The 13,729-nt window shown below is 71.5% G+C and carries 13 protein-coding genes; 5 read left to right on the top strand and 8 right to left on the bottom strand.

The features are described from left to right. The first annotated feature begins 14 nt into the window (after positions 1-14). Positions 15-755 carry an SDR family NAD(P)-dependent oxidoreductase gene (locus BJ975_RS12985; RefSeq protein WP_179426577.1) on the top strand — a complete coding sequence of 247 codons (741 nt, stop codon included), beginning with the start codon at positions 15-17 and terminating at the stop codon, positions 753-755. A 20-nt stretch (positions 756-775) separates the two neighbouring features. On the opposite strand, the gene BJ975_RS12990 is transcribed toward BJ975_RS12985, so the two are convergent. After that, entirely contained in the window at positions 776-1,588 is an 813-nt protein-coding gene (locus BJ975_RS12990) for a hypothetical protein (protein WP_179426579.1), read from the bottom strand. 71 nt (positions 1,589-1,659) lie between these two features. Beyond that, positions 1,660-2,553: a sterol desaturase family protein gene (locus BJ975_RS12995; RefSeq protein ID WP_269305188.1), complete on the bottom strand. Its 894-nt coding sequence runs from the start codon at positions 2,551-2,553 to the stop codon at positions 1,660-1,662. Between the two features lie 42 nt (positions 2,554-2,595). On the opposite strand from BJ975_RS12995, the gene BJ975_RS13000 reads away from it, so the two are divergent. From BJ975_RS13000 to BJ975_RS13010, 3 genes are all read left to right on the top strand, one after another. Further along, positions 2,596-3,417 (top strand): SDR family NAD(P)-dependent oxidoreductase, encoded by an 822-nt coding sequence (locus tag BJ975_RS13000; protein WP_218845915.1) that lies wholly within the window; start codon positions 2,596-2,598, stop codon positions 3,415-3,417. A gap of 87 nt (positions 3,418-3,504) precedes the next feature. Continuing rightward, positions 3,505-4,581 carry a Glu/Leu/Phe/Val dehydrogenase dimerization domain-containing protein gene (locus BJ975_RS13005; RefSeq protein ID WP_179426581.1) on the top strand — a complete coding sequence of 359 codons (1,077 nt, stop codon included), beginning with the start codon at positions 3,505-3,507 and terminating at the stop codon, positions 4,579-4,581. Between the two features lie 69 nt (positions 4,582-4,650). Further along, on the top strand, positions 4,651-6,702 hold the full coding sequence (locus BJ975_RS13010; protein ID WP_218845917.1) for an MMPL family transporter: 2,052 nt from the start codon (positions 4,651-4,653) through the stop codon (positions 6,700-6,702). Between the two features lie 97 nt (positions 6,703-6,799). Here BJ975_RS13010 and BJ975_RS13015 read toward each other — a convergent pair whose 3' ends face one another. The 3 genes from BJ975_RS13015 to purF all read right to left on the bottom strand — a co-directional run bounded on the left by BJ975_RS13015 (position 6,800) and on the right by purF (position 9,637). Further along, positions 6,800-6,976: a DUF3073 domain-containing protein gene (locus tag BJ975_RS13015; RefSeq protein WP_179426583.1), complete on the bottom strand. Its 177-nt coding sequence runs from the start codon at positions 6,974-6,976 to the stop codon at positions 6,800-6,802. A 124-nt stretch (positions 6,977-7,100) separates the two neighbouring features. Next, positions 7,101-8,144: a phosphoribosylformylglycinamidine cyclo-ligase gene (gene purM / locus BJ975_RS13020; protein WP_179426585.1), complete on the bottom strand. Its 1,044-nt coding sequence runs from the start codon at positions 8,142-8,144 to the stop codon at positions 7,101-7,103. Next, a complete protein-coding gene (gene purF, locus BJ975_RS13025; RefSeq protein ID WP_179426587.1) occupies positions 8,141-9,637 on the bottom strand; it encodes an amidophosphoribosyltransferase in 1,497 nt (498 codons plus the stop codon). Before purF ends, purM begins: the two co-directional genes overlap by 4 nt. 152 nt (positions 9,638-9,789) lie before the next feature. Between purF and BJ975_RS13030 the strand changes: the two genes are divergently transcribed. Beyond that, positions 9,790-11,340: a long-chain-fatty-acid--CoA ligase gene (locus BJ975_RS13030; protein ID WP_179426589.1), complete on the top strand. Its 1,551-nt coding sequence runs from the start codon at positions 9,790-9,792 to the stop codon at positions 11,338-11,340. 1 nt (position 11,341) lies between these two features. On the opposite strand, the gene BJ975_RS13035 is transcribed toward BJ975_RS13030, so the two are convergent. The 3 genes from BJ975_RS13035 to BJ975_RS13045 all read right to left on the bottom strand — a co-directional run bounded on the left by BJ975_RS13035 (position 11,342) and on the right by BJ975_RS13045 (position 13,729). Then, complete coding sequence (locus tag BJ975_RS13035) at positions 11,342-11,953, bottom strand: peptidylprolyl isomerase (protein ID WP_179426591.1); 612 nt, start codon at positions 11,951-11,953, stop codon at positions 11,342-11,344. Between the two features lie 23 nt (positions 11,954-11,976). Next, positions 11,977-12,327, bottom strand: a complete 351-nt coding sequence (locus BJ975_RS13040) for a sterol carrier family protein (protein ID WP_179426593.1) — start codon at positions 12,325-12,327, stop codon at positions 11,977-11,979. 100 nt (positions 12,328-12,427) lie between these two features. Beyond that, complete coding sequence (locus BJ975_RS13045) at positions 12,428-13,729, bottom strand: sugar nucleotide-binding protein (RefSeq protein WP_179426595.1); 1,302 nt, start codon at positions 13,727-13,729, stop codon at positions 12,428-12,430.

The following is a 13,729-nucleotide window of genomic DNA, read 5'->3' on the forward strand; positions in this document are numbered from 1 at the left end:
GGCACGCTGTCCCCATGCCCACCGCCGTCGTCACCGGAGCCAGCAGCGGGATCGGCGAGGCCACGGCCCGCGCCCTGTCGGCCGCCGGGTTCACCGTCCTCGCCGCCGCCCGACGCCGTGATCGCATCGAGCGACTCGCCGAGGAGATCGACGCGATCGCCCTGCCCTGCGACATCACGAACCCCGACGACGTGGCTCGTCTGGCCGACGCGGTCGGCGACCGGCTCGACCTGCTCGTCAACAACGCCGGCGGCGCGAAGGGGATGGTCGACGTCACCGACGCCGACCTCGACGACTGGCGCTGGATGTACGAGACCAACGTGCTCGGCACCGTCGCGGTGACCCAGGCGCTCGCGCCGGCACTCATCAACTCGGGCGCCGGCACGATCATCAACGTGGGCTCCACCGCCGGACGCGTCGCCTACGAGGGCGGCGGCGGCTACACCGCGGCCAAGCACGCGCTCGCGGTCGTCACCGAGACGCTGCGACTCGAGCTGAACGGCCAGCCGGTGCGGATCAGCGAGATCGCCCCGGGCATGGTCAAGACCGAGGAGTTCAGCCTCACCCGGTTCGAGGGCGACGTCGCCCGCGCCGAGGCCGTCTACGCCGGCGTCGACGAGCCGCTGCTCGCGCAGGACATCGCCGACGCCATCACGTGGGTGGCCACGCGGCCGCCGCACGTGGACATCGACCTCATGGTCATCAAGCCCGTCGCGCAGGCCGCGCAGCACAAGGTGCACCGCCGGCCCCAGTAGACCGAGGCCGGCGACGCGCCTCAGTCCGAGGCGGGCGTGTCCGCGCTCGCCGGGTTGTCCGGCGTGGCCGGCGGCGTCACGGGCGATGCGGCCGGCGTGGCGGCCTTCGTGGCCTTGCGCGCGGCGGTCTTGCGACCCTGGGCGCTCGCGCGCTTCGCGGTGGAGGTGGCGCCGGCCTTCTTCGCCGGTGCCTTCGTGGCGGTGGCGGTCTTCTTCGCCGGAGCCTTCTTGGCCGTGGTGGTCTTCGCCGTCGTCGCCTTCTTCGCGGGCGTCGCCTTCTTCGCGGTCGTGGCCTTCTTCGTGGTCGTCTTCCTCGCCGAGGTCTTCTTCGCGACGGGGGTGACCTCGGCGGCAGGGGCCGTGCCGGGGACCTCCGCGTCGACCGGTCCACTCGCGTCGGAGGCGGCCAGCGCCTCGCCGGCGAACGAGGTGGTCTCGTCGGCCTTCGCAGGAGCCTTCTTCGTCGTCTTCTTCGCGGGCGTCTTCCTGGCGCTGCGGGCGGCCGAGCCGAGGGGGTCGCCGTGCGCGGCCTCCACCGGGGAGTCCGTGGGTCGCGAGGGCTCGGCCGGCGCGGGGGTGGGCTCGGCCGGCGGCGGCGTCGCGGTGGAGCCCGGCTTGACCACGTCGGGCGCCAGGCGCGCCACCATCGCGGTGAGGTCGGCGATCTGCTTCGCCGTGGTCTCGCGCACCTGCGCCAGCTCCTCGCGGACCTTCCTGATCTCCGACGAGGTGGACTTGGTGGCCGCCTTGCGGACCTTCTTCAGCTCACCGCGGAGGTCGTTGATCGTGGAGATCGTCTCGCGGAGCTTCTTCTCGACCTTGCTCGTGGCCATCGGGGATCCTCTCGGTGGTGCGGAGTCGGTGCTGCCAGCCTAGGAGGATCGGGGCTCACCCGCCTGCCGCGTCAGCGCGTGCCGGCCTCGGTGCGGCCGCGGTCGATCGAGCCGTCGGGCTTCCACCCGGGCGGCCCGAGCACGTAGCCCACGCGCTCGCGCCACGACGACGCCGCACGGACGTCGGCGGCCATCTTGCGGTAGTCGCCGTACTGCAGCGTCAGCAGGTTGTACGTCTCGACCGGGTGGGTGAGGCCGTAACGCGGCCGGTGCAGCTCGGCCTGGAACGTGCCGAACAGCCGGTCCCAGACGATGAGGATGCCGCCGTAGTTCTTGTCCAGGTACTCCGGATCCGAGCCGTGGTGCACGCGGTGGTGCGAGGGCGTGTTGAACACCCACTCGATCGGCCGCGGCAGCTTCCCGACGACCTCGGTGTGCACGAAGAACTGGTAGATGAGGTTGATCGCGAAGGCGGCGAACAGGGTCCACGGCGCGAAGCCCAGCAGCGGCAGCGGCAGCCAGAAGAAGAACTCGAACCACGGATTCCACTTCTGCCGCAGGGCGGTGCCGAAGTTCATGAACTCGCTGGAGTGGTGCGCCTGGTGTCCGGCCCAGCCGATCCGCACGCGGTGGCTGAAGCGGTGGTGCCAGTAGTAGCAGAAGTCCAGGCCCACGATCAGGGCCGGCCAGTACCACCACGCACCGGTGTCGAGCTCGAACAGCGCGAAGTGCGCGAACACGAAGACGAAGGCGAAGAACGTGATGATCTTGAAGACCGTGAGGAACAGGATCGAGCCGACGCCCATCGAGATGGAGGTCCGTGCGTCCTTGAGCGCGTAGCCGGTGACGTTGTCGTCGTGGTCGAGCCACTTCAGGGCCGCCAGCTCGATCGCGATGCTCAGCAGGAAGAACGGCACCGCGTACGTCAGCGGGTTCTTCATCGGGTCCAGGAGTTCGGCCAGCACCCCACCACGATACGCCGTCGTCTGTGACTACGATCACAGCCCATGGGCATCGATCCGGCGGGTCAGGTCATCGTCATCACGGGGTCCTCGAGCGGCATCGGCGCCGCGGCCGCGCACCGGCTCGCCGCGCGGGGCGCCACCGTGTGCCTGCTGGCCCGTCGCGCCGACGAGCTGGCCGCCGTCGCCGAGGCGATCCGGGGTTCCGGAGGCGACGCGCACGCCTATCCCGTCGACCTCACGGACGACGCCGCCGCGCGCGATGTCGTCGGGCGGGTCCTGGCCGAGCACGGCCGCATCGACGTGCTCGTGAACAACGCGGCGCGCTCCATCCGGCGGCCGATCACCGCATCGCTCGACCGCCTCCACGACCACGAGCGCGTCATGGCCATCAACTACTTCGCGGCCGTGCGGCTCATCTCGCTCGTGCTGCCGTCGATGCTCGAGCAAGGGCGCGGGCACGTCACGATCAGCTCCACGCTCTCGACCCAGGTGCCGATCCCCCTGTTCTCGGCCTACCTGGCCAGCAAGAGCGCGCTCGAGTCCTACCTGCGGTCACTGTCGGCCGAGCTCGGCCACCGCGGCATCACCACGACGGTCGTGCACTTCCCGATGGTGCGCACCGAGATGTCGGGCGGCACCGAGATCTACCGCGCGATGAGGATGATGGGTCCGGACGAGGCGAGCCGCTGGATCGAGCGCGCCGTCGTCTCGCGGCCCTCGCGCGTGACGAGCGCGTTCGGCGTCGCCGGCGAGACCTCGATGGCGCTGCTGCCCGGCGTCGTCACGCGCGCGACGGCGCCGTTCTTCCGGCGCATGGACCGCAACCTCGCCCGTCGTGCCGCCGCCGGGGACGTGCACGAGTAACGTGGGTCACAGCGACCACCACCCCCGGTCGCGCACCAACCACACCGACAGGCCGGCACCACCCCCGCCGACCCAGGAAGAGGGAACATGAGCACGCCCAGCAGCTTCGGCACCCACCACGAGCAAGTGGTCTTCTGCCACGACGAGGCCTCCGGACTCCGGGCGATCATCGCCCTCTACTCCACGGCCCTCGGGCCCGGCCTGGGCGGCACCCGCTTCTTCCCGTACGCCAGCGAGACCGACGCGCTCGCCGACGTCCTCAACCTCAGCCAGGGCATGGCCTACAAGAACGCGCTCGCCGGGCTCGACCTCGGCGGCGGCAAGGCCGTCATCATCGGCGACCCGCACACCGACAAGTCCGAGGCGCTCCTGCGCGCCTACGGCCGCTTCGTGCAGACGCTCAACGGCCGCTACTTCACCGCGTGCGACGTGGGCACCTACTCGGCCGACATGGACGTCATCGCCCGCGAGTGCGACTACGTCACGGGCCGCACGGTCGACCACGGCGGCGCCGGCGACTCCAGCGTCCTGACCGCCTTCGGCGTCTACCAGGGCATGCGCGCGGCCGCCCAGTTCACGTGGGGCGGCACGTCGCTGGCCGGCAAGCGGGTCGGCATCGCCGGCGTCGGCAAGGTCGGCCGCCACCTCGCCGAGCACCTCGTCGAGGAGGACGCCCGGGTGGTGGTCACCGACATCGACGCCGAGGCCGTGGCGCGCCTGCGCGACCGCTTCCCGTCCCTCGAGGTCGCCGGCTCCACGGAGGAGCTGATCGCCGCCGACCTCGACGTCTACGCCCCGTGCGCGCTGGGCGGCGCGCTGAACGAGGTCTCCGTCGAGGCGCTGACGGCGAAGGTCGTCGCCGGTGCGGCCAACAACCAGCTGGCCCACGACGGCATCGGCAAGCTGGTCGCCGACCGGGGCATCGTCTACGCGCCCGACTACTGCGTGAACTCCGGCGGCGTCATCCAGGTGGCCGACGAGCTCGACCCGAGCGGCTTCTCCTTCGACCGCGCCAAGGCGCGCGCCACCGGGATCTTCGACACCACGCTCGCCGTCCTCGAGCGCTCCGCCGCCGAGGGGATCACCACGGCCGAGGCCGCCGACCGCCAGGCCGAGCAGCGGATCCGCGAGATCGGGCGGCTGAGCCAGATCCACCTGGGCTGAGCCGAGGGGCGGGCGGGCGGGGCCCGCCCGCCGTCAGCGGGAGATAGTTAGATCGCTTAGCCTTCTAGCGTGAAACCCGTCGACCATCGGTCCTTCCCCCTCGCGCGCCTCGTGGGCCCGCGCCGATCCATCGTCGTGGTGCTGCTGGGACTGATCGTCTCCGGTCTGGTCATGGCCTTCGCCCCCGAGCCGACCTCGGGCAACGAGGCCGGCTCGAACCTCCCCGACTCGGCCGAGGCCTCGCGTGCCGCGGCGCTGCTCGACCAGCTGCCCGAGGCCGACGAGTCCCCCGCGATCGTCGTCTACTCGCGTGACGGGGGCCTGTCGCCGCAGGACCTGCAGGCGCTCGGCGAGCGCGCGCAGACCCTGGGCTCCGAGCTCGACCTCCAGGCCAGCCCGCCCGTGCCGTCGGAGGACGGCGCCGCCGCGATCGTCGCGATCCCGGTGAAGTCCGGCCTGAGCAACGACGAGAACGCCGAGCTGGTCGACCGCATCCGCGAGGTCGCCAAGCAGGACCTGCCCGACGGCGTCACGGCCGAGGTGACCGGCGCCCCTGCCGTCCAGGCCGACCTCGGTGCCGTGTTCGACGGCGCCGACGTGCGCCTGCTCGCCGTCACCGCCGCGGTCGTCGCGGTGCTGCTGATCGTCACCTACCGGAGCCCGTGGCTGTGGCTCGTGCCGCTCACCGTCATCGGCATCGGTGACCGCGTGGCCGCGAAGGTGCTCGAGGGCGCCTCCGGCCTCTTCGGCTTCGAGATCGACGGCTCGATCACCGGCATCACGTCGGTCCTGGTGTTCGGCGCCGGCACCAACTACGCCCTGCTGCTCATCGCCCGCTACCGCGAGGAGTTGCGTCGCCACGAGTCCCGCCACGAGGCGATGCGGACCGCCGTCGGCGGCGCCGCACCGGCCATCCTGTCGAGCTCGGGCACCGTGATCCTCGCGCTGCTCTCCCTGCTGATCGCCGACTCCCCCTTCGTGAGCGGCATCGGCCTGGCCGGTGCCATCGGCCTGGTCATCGCGGTGGCGTTCGCGCTGCTGATCCTGCCGTCGGCGATGGTGCTGCCGGGCCGCTGGCTCTTCTGGCCGTTCGTGCCCCGCAATGGCGACGACGACCCCAGCGAGCGTGGCTGGTGGTACCGCGTGGGCAGGACCGTCACGTCGCGCCCGTGGCCCGTCGCGATCGCCTCGATCGCCGTGCTCGGCGCCATGGCCGCTGGCGCGCTGACCCTCTCGACCGGTCTCGGCCAGAGCGAGCAGTTCCTCGACACGCCGGAGTCGATCCAGGCCCAGGAGACGCTGCAGGACGCGTTCCCCGCCGGCATCTCGGCGCCCACCACCGTGGCGACCACGCCCGACAAGGTCGAGGACGTCACGGCCGCCGCGAACGAGGTCGAGGGCGTCGAGAGCGCCCGCCCCGCCGGCGCCTCCGACGACGTCGCCGAGGTGCAGGTCGTGCTCTCGGTCGCGCCCGAGAGCGAGCAGGCCCTGAGCACGATCGAGGACCTCCGCAGCGCCGTGAAGGACGCCGATCCCGACGCCCTCGTCGGAGGACCGGACGCCCAGGCGCTCGACGAGGCCCAGACCGCCGCCGACGACCGCCTCAAGGTCATCCCGGTGGTGCTGGTGATCGTCCTGCTGATGCTGCTGATCCTGCTGCGCTCGGTCGTGGCCGCGGTGGTGCTCTGCGCGACCACCGTGCTGTCCTACCTGTCGGCGCTGGGCGTCGGCTGGCTGCTGTTCGACCACGTGCTCGGCTGGTCGGCGATGGACGTCAGCACGCCGCTGCTCGCGTTCATCTTCCTGGTCGCCCTGGGCGTGGACTACAACATCTTCCTCACCGCGCGGGCGCGCGAGGAGATGGCGCTGACGCACGACGCCACCGAGTCGATCGTCAAGGCGCTCGCCGTGACCGGCGGCGTCATCACGAGCGCCGGCGTCCTGCTGGCCGCCGTGTTCACCGTGCTGGGCGTGCTGCCGCTCGTGCTGCTGGCACAGCTCGGCGTCGTCGTCGGCTTCGGCGTGCTGCTGGACACCGTGCTGGTGCGCGGTGTCGCGACGCCGGCGCTGGTGGCCCTGTGCGGCCGCCGGTTCTGGTGGCCCAGCCAGCTGTCGCGCTGAGGGAGCAGCACCGAGACCCGTGGGGCACACAGGTGCCCCACGGGTGACGATTCGGTGGGTTCCGCCCGAGGGCGGGGAGAGACGTCTGCCCTACCGCTCAACTGGCGGCAGGGCCTCCCAGTTTCTTGGCGAGATCAGCGTACTGATCCGGGATGGGATCCCCGGACTCTCCGTGAAGTTCTCGTTCGAGATCATTGAAGTCAGTGTCCAATGTCCGATACTTGAGATCGCGAGCGACCTTGGTCTGCTTCGCTTTGGCACGGCCGCGGCCCATGGGCTCGACCCCCTCGCACTCAGTGGTCCAGTATGTCGTGGTACCAGCGTACCCAAACACTCCCAGATCGCATGAAGCGGCCCCGGCTCGGCGAGTGCGGGAGCCGGGATTGCAGCGAATATTCTCAGCCGAGGGTGACGGAGCCGCCCTTGCCGTGCACATCGGCCGCCGCGACCTCGCCCGCGATCCACGCGTCGACGCCCTGATCGGACAGCAGCGAGACCGCCGCGTCGGCCGCGTCCTGCGCGACGATCGCGACCATGCCGACGCCCATGTTGAGCGCCTGGTCGAGGTCGGCCTGGGATACGCCGCCGAGCTCGCCGACGAGGGTGAAGACGGGCGCCGGCGTCCACGAGGACCGGTCGAGCCGCACCGACACCGTGTCGGGCAGCACGCGCTCGAGGTTGGCCGCGAGGCCGCCACCGGTGATGTGGGACATCGCGTGGACCTCGACGCCGTCGGCCAGCGCCAGGCACGGCTTGGTGTAGAGGCGAGTGGGGGTCAGCAGCTCCTCGCCGAGGGTGCGGCCGAACTCGGGCACCTCGCGGTCGAGCTCCCAGCCGGCCTTCTCGAAGAAGACGTGGCGCACGAGCGAGTAGCCGTTGGAGTGCAGGCCGGACGAGGCCATCGCGATCACGACGTCGCCGTCGCGCACGAGGTCGGCGCCGAGCAGGCGGTCGGCCTCGACCACGCCGGTGGTGGAGCCGGCGACGTCGTACTCGTCGGCGCCCAGCAGGCCCGGGTGCTCGGCGGTCTCGCCGCCGAGCAGCGCGGTGCCGGTCTCGGCGCACGCCGCGGCGATGCCCTTGACGATGTCGGCGATGCGCTCGGGGACGACCTTGCCGCAGGCGATGTAGTCGGTCAGGAACAGCGGCTCGGCGCCGCAGACGACGAGGTCGTCGACGAGCATGCCGACCAGGTCGAACCCGATCGTGTCGTGGCGATCCATGCGCTGCGCGATCGCGACCTTGGTGCCCACGCCGTCGGCGCTGGTGGCCAGCAGGGGGCGGCGGTAGTCCTTCAGGGCCGAGGCGTCGAAGAGGCCGGCGAAGCCGCCGATGCCGCCGACGACCTCGGGGCGGGTGGCCTTGGCGACCCACTGCTTCATGAGCTCGACCGCGCGGTCGCCCTCTTCGATGGAGACTCCGGCGGAGGCGTACGAGGTCACTGGATCACCTTCAGGGGCTCGGTCCCGTTGTGCGGCAGCTCCAGCAGGTGCTTGCCGATGAGGTCGTCGTCCGGCAGCTCCACCGGGTAGATGCCGTCGAAGCAGGCGCGGCACAGGTTGTCCGCGGGGACGTGCGTCGCCTCGATCAGGTCGTCGAGCGAGACGTAGGACAGGCTGTCGGCGCCGATCGAGCGGCAGATCTCGTCGACGCTCAGGCCGTTGGCGATCAGCTCGGCGCGCGAGGCGAAGTCGATGCCGTAGAAGCACGGCCACTTCACCGGCGGGCTGGAGATGCGCACGTGCACCTCGGCCGCGCCGAACTCGCGCAGCATCCGCACCAGCGCGCGCTGGGTGTTGCCGCGCACGATCGAGTCGTCGACGACGACGAGGCGCTTGCCGGCGATGACGTCGCGCAGCGGGTTGAGCTTGAGCCGGATGCCGAGCTGGCGGATCGTCTGCGACGGCTGGATGAACGTGCGGCCCACGTAGGAGTTCTTGACCAGGCCGTGGCCGAACGGGATGCCGCTCTCCTCGGCGTAGCCGATCGCGGCGGGCGTGCCCGACTCGGGCACCGGGATCACGAGGTCGGCCTCGACGGGCGCGGTGTTCGCGAGCTTGCGTCCGATCCGCTCGCGCACGCTGAACACGCGCTGCTCGTTGATCGTGGTGTCGGGGCGGGCGAGGTAGACGTACTCGAAGATGCAGCCCTTCGGCGCGGCCTCGGCGAATCGGCTGCTGCGCAGGCCGTTCTCGTCGATCGCCACGAACTCGCCGGGCTCGATCTCGCGGATGTACGAGGCGCCGACGATGTCGAGGGCGGCGGTCTCGCTGGCGATGACCCAGCCGCGCTCGAGCCGGCCCAGCACGAGTGGGCGGATGCCCTGCGGGTCGCGCGCGCCGTAGAGCGTGGTCTCGTCCATGAAGACGAGGGAGAAGGCGCCGCGCAGCTGCGGCAGCACCTCGAGCGCCGCGTCCTCGACCGAGCGGTCGCGGTAGGACGCCAGCAGCGAGGCCATGACCGACGTGTCGGTGGTGGCGGTCTCGGCGGAGGCGGACTTCGCGTCGCCCTCGGTGCGCTCGCGCAGCAGCTGGACGAGCTCGTGGGTGTTGGTCAGGTTGCCGTTGTGGCCCAGCGCGACCGAGCCCTGGGCGGTGGGCCGGAACGTGGGCTGGGCGTTCTGCCACACGCTGGCGCCGGTGGTGGAGTAGCGCGCGTGGCCGATCGCGATCTGGCCGGCGAGGGACTCCAGGGTGGCCTCGTCGAAGACCTGGGACACCAGGCCCATGTCCTTGTAGACGAGGATCTGCCGGCCGTTGCTCACGGCGATGCCGGCCGACTCCTGCCCGCGGTGCTGCAGGGCGTAGAGACCGAAGTAGGTGAGCTTGGCGACCTCCTCACCGGGGGCCCAGACCCCGAACACGCCACAGGCGTCCTGGGGGCCGGCGTCGCTGGGGTCGAGCTCGTGGGTCAGGAGACCATCTCCGCGGGGCACGGGTCCCAGTCTACCGGCCGTCGGCGCGTTCCCCGACCGGCACCGGAAAGCCGGAATCCTCATTAACAGTCAACCTTGACTGGAAGTCTTCCCTGCGGCGCTCCGGAGCACTAGCGTGTGACGCACCTCACCACCGGCCTCCAGGAGACCTCATGACCGATGCCGCCTTCATCGCCGACCACGCGCGCGCCGCCGCGCAGGCCTCGCCCGACGAGACCGGCTGGATCTACGAAGGGCGCGAGTGGACCTGGGCGCAGGTCTGGGAGTCGGTCCGGCGCACCGCGGGCGCGCTGCGCGCCGAGGGCATCGGGCACGGCGACCACATCGCCGTCGTCGACAAGAACAACCCCGCGATCCTGCAGCTGGTGCTGGGCGCGAGCCTGGTCGGCGCGGCCACGGCGATCGTCAACTGGCGCCTCGCCGGCGACGAGCTCGACTACACGATCAACGACGCCGGCGCGAAGCTGCTGTTCGTCGGGCACGAGCTGCTCGACCAGGTGGAGGTCATCCACGAGAGGCTCACCACGGTCGAGCGGATCGTCGTGATGGGCGGCGACGCCGACGAGTTCGAGGCCTGGCAGTCCGCGGGCGAGCCTCTCGAGCAGGCCGACGACGTCACCGCCGACGACCCGGTCGTCATCATGTACAGCTCGGGCACGACCGGACGCCCCAAGGGCGTGCTGCTGACCCAGCGCAACCTCGTCGCCCACACCGAGGCCGCCGACACCGGCATCGCCTACGGCGAGGGCGCCAAGATGCTCATCGCGATGCCGATGTTCCACGTCGGCGGCACGTCCTACGCGATGTTCGGCCTCAAGAACCGGGTACCCGGGCACATCATCCGCGAGGTCGAGCCCACCGCCCTGGCCGGCGCGATGATGTCCGGCGTCACCCACGCGTTCCTCGTGCCCGCCGTGGTGGCGATGCTGCTGCAGGCCGGGCCCGACGCGATGAAGCTCTTCAGCGGCCTGCGCGGCTTCTCCTACGGCGCGGCGCCGATGCCGCTCACGATCCTGCGCGGGGCGCAGGAGCACTGGCCCGACACGGCGTTCTACCAGGTGTACGGCCTCACCGAGTTCTGCGGCGTCGTGACGATGCTGCACGACGACGAGCACCGCGACCTCGAGCACCCCGAGCGGCTGCTGTCGGCCGGCAAGCCGATCCCCGGCGTCGAGGCGCGCGTCGTCGACCCGGCGACGCTGCAGGACGTCGCTCCCGGCGAGCCCGGCGAGCTGTGGTTCCGGACCGACCAGGCCACGCCCGGCTACCACGGCAAGCCCGAGGCGACCGCCGAGCTCTATGCCGGCGACGGCTGGGTCCGCACCGGCGACATCGGGCGGATCGACGCCGACGGCTACGTCTACGTCGAGGACCGGATCAAGGACATGATCATCACCGGCGGCGAGAACGTGTACTCCCCCGAGGTCGAGCGCGTGCTCTCCGAGCACCCGGCGCTCCTCGAGGTCGCGATCATCGGCGTCCCCGACGACACGTGGGGCGAGTCGGTCAAGGCGGTCGTCGCGCTGCGGCCCGGCGCCGAGGCGACCGAGGCCGAGATCATCGCGTGGGCGCGCGAGCAGCTGGCGCACTACAAGGTGCCGCGGAGCATCGACATCGTCGAGCTCCTGCCGCGCAACCCCTCGGGCAAGATCCTCAAGCGCGACCTGCGCAAGCCCTACTGGTCGAGCGGCCGCCAGGTCTGAGTCAGGAGACCGACTCGATCACGACGTCGTTCTTCGGAGCGACGCCGTCCGCGCCGTTGCCCTCCTCGGCGATGGCGCGGGCGGCCTCCATCCCGGCCTCGTCGACCGTGCCGAAGACCGTGTAGGCGGCGGGCAGCGCGGCGTCCTCGAGGACGATGAAGAACTGCGAGCCGTTCGTGTCGGGGCCGCTGTTGGCCATGGCGAGCGTGCCGGCGGGGTAGGTCTCGTCGCCGGTCAGCTCGTCGTCGAAGCTGTAGCCGGGGCCGCCGGTGCCCGTGGCGGACGGGTCGCCGCACTGCAGCACGAAGCCGGGCACGAGGCGGTGGCACTTCGTGCCGTCGAAGTAGCCCTGCTCGGCCAGCGACGCGAACGAGTTCACGGTGCACGGCGCGGTGTCGGGCGTGAGCGTGAGGCCGAAGTCGCCGCGGTTGGTCTTGACCGTGAGCTGCTCGGGGGCGAGCAAGTCGGACGGCGGGAGCTTCGCGTCCTTCGCGGCCGCGGACTCCTCGACGTACGAGCACTCGCTCGAGCCGGCGTCGGAGTCGTCGCCGCCTCCACAGGCCGCGAGGAGCGGGAGGGCCAGGACCGACAGGAGCAGGAGTCGCACGCGCATGGGGAAGACCCTAGCGAGCGGCTTCAGGGGACGAGCGGCAGCAGTGGCGAGAGGTCGGATCGCTCGCCACTGGCCCGCACGGACGCGTCGGCCCAGGCGAGCCGGCCGCGCGCGAGGGCGATCCAGGTCTCGGCGTCGGTCTCGACGACCGCCGGCGGGGTGCCGCGCGTGTGGCTCGCCCCGGCGATGCACTGGATCGCGGCGAACGGCGGGATGCGGACCTCGACGCTGTGCCCCGGCGCCTTGCGCTGGAGCAGGGCCAGCAGGTGCTTCGTGGCGGCCTTGAGGTCGGCGCGGTCGGCCTCGCCGGCGTCGATGCGCGCGCAGATCTGCGCGAACTCGGCGAGGTCGATCGGGGTCAGGGTGCGCGCCACCCGGTCACCCTATCCGGCCCACTGAACGAGGTTTCCTGTCACTTCACGAGGGTTGCGAACCTCGTGAAGTGACAGTTTCCCCGGTTAACCGGGGAAACCGTCACTCCGGCAGCCGCAGCGCGGAGTGGCGGGGGCGGGGGGCGGCGGGGCGGCCGGCGAGGTACTCCTCGGTGCTGACGCCGCGGACGTCGGCGGGGTCGCGGCCCTCCTCGGCGAAGACCCGGCGCGCGATGTCGGCCCACGACTCCACCGGGCCGCGGCCCGTGACGTGGTGGATGCCGTACGGCGCCTCGGACCGCAGCAGGTCGACGATGCCCTCGGCCAGCACCGACGCGGGCGTCAGCCGGCCGTGCTGGTCGTTCACCACCGACGGCGAGACGCCCTCGCGCGCGAGCCGGCGCATCGTGTCGACGAAGTTCGCGCCCTCGCCCACGACCCAGCTGGTGCGCACGAGGTAGTGCCGCGGGACGACCGACGTCACCGCCTCGGTGGCCGCCTTCGTCTGGCCGTAGACGCCCAGCGGGGAGACGGGCTCGTCCACGCGGTGCTCCTCGACCGTGCCGTCGAAGACGTAGTCGCTCGAGACGTTGACGAACGTCAGGCCGCGGTCGTTCGCGATCCGCGCCATCGCGGCGACCCCGGTGACGTTGATCGCCCAGCACAGCCGCCGGCCCTCGGGCGTCTCGGCGCCGTCCACGTTCGTGTAGGCGGCGGCGTTGATCAGCGTGCCGACGCCGCTCCAGTCGATCGAGTCGAGGGTCTCGGGGCGCGCGAGGTCGACCTCGGGGAGGTCGTGGAACTCGGCGTCGGGCAGCACCTGCTGCAGCGCCCGGCCGAGCTGGCCGCCCGCGCCGATCACGACCGTGCGTCGCGGCGCCATCGGGGCGACCTCGGCCAGCAGCGGGTGGGCGCGGTCCTTCTCGGACATCTCGCCCACCGGCAGCGGCCACGGGATCGCGACCTCGGGGTCGAGCAGGTTGACGTTGGCGTAGACCGCGTCGGGGCTCCAGTGCTCGTTCACGAGGTACGAGTAGGCCGTGTCGTCGTCGAGCACCTGGAACGAGTTGGCGACCCCGCGCGGCACGAAGACGGCCGTGCGCGGGTCGAGCTCGGTCCAGAAGGTGGCGCCGAACGACTCCCCCTCGCGCAGGTCGACCCACGCCCCGAACGCCCGGCCCGCCGCCACCGACACGTACTTGTCCCACGGCTCGGCGTGGATGCCGCGGATCGTGCCCGCGGCGGCGTTGAAGGAGACGTTCTGCTGCACCGGCCCGAAGTCGGGCAGGCCGGCCGCGACCATCCGCTCGCGCTGCCAGTTCTCCTTGAACCAGCCGCGGTTGTCCTCGTGCACGTCCAGGTGCACCACCAGCAGGCCGGGGACGGGTGCCGTCTCGATCCTCAT

This window comes from Aeromicrobium tamlense, from assembly GCF_013408555.1.
GTDB lineage: Bacteria > Actinomycetota > Actinomycetes > Propionibacteriales > Nocardioidaceae > Aeromicrobium > Aeromicrobium tamlense.